Annotated in this window: 1 protein-coding gene; it reads left to right on the plus strand. The window is 70.7% G+C overall.

From position 1 onward, the window contains the following. On the plus strand, positions 1–585 hold a 585-nt coding region (locus I53_RS30550; protein WP_148291210.1), incomplete at its 5' end, for a GIN domain-containing protein. Between the last annotated feature and the right edge of the window lie 189 nt (positions 586–774).

Here is a 774-nt window from a genome sequence, read left to right on the forward strand (position 1 = left end):
CCCCGCATGGTCCGCTGCGTCACGGTGGAGGTGCGGGAGGGCACGCTGGTCATCGACTGGGCGTCGCGCGCGTCGCGTCATCGGAAGGCGGCAGTGGATGGCGATGCGATCCTCGTCGACGGGCGGATGCCTTGCGGCCGTCCTCCTGCCGCCGATAAGCTCACCGTCAACGTCCAGGCGCCGACGATCGACGGCGTGACGATCAGCGAGCGCGGCGAGGTCGAGGTCGGCGGTATCGCGTCGCCCGCCTTCCGCGCCAGCGTTCCCGGCAGCGGCCGGATCGCGCTGCAGGATCTGAAGGCGGATCGGACGCGCTTCACGATCGGCGGCAGCGGGGTGATCGTTGCGAGCGGGGCGCTGGGCCAACTCGGCGTGACGATCGGCGGGTCCGGCCGGATCGACACGCGCGCGGCGCGGGCAAGCGCCATCGCCGTCTCGATCGGCGGTTCGGGCACCGTTGATGCCACGGTCGACGGGCCGGCCTCGGGAGCGATCGGGGGATCGGGGCGGATCGCGATCGGCGGCCATCCGACATGCAGCTTCCGCAAGCTCGGCAGCGGCACGATCACCTGCCCGGTCGGCTGAAGGAGGGCGGCGATGAAGCTACGGATCGCGATGGTGGTGGGCACCTGTGGCATGATGAGCCTGGCGGCGGCGCCTCTGCCCAAGCCGCAGCTGATGGTGGTCGGCCTTCCGCATTTCGGTAATCCGGGGCGCGACATCGCCGATACCAAGGTGGAGAATGTGCTGACACCGCAGCGCCAGCGCGAGATC

Origin of the sequence: Methylobacterium sp. B1 (assembly GCF_000333255.1) — a bacterium.
In the GTDB taxonomy this organism is placed as follows: domain Bacteria; phylum Pseudomonadota; class Alphaproteobacteria; order Rhizobiales; family Beijerinckiaceae; genus Methylobacterium; species Methylobacterium fujisawaense.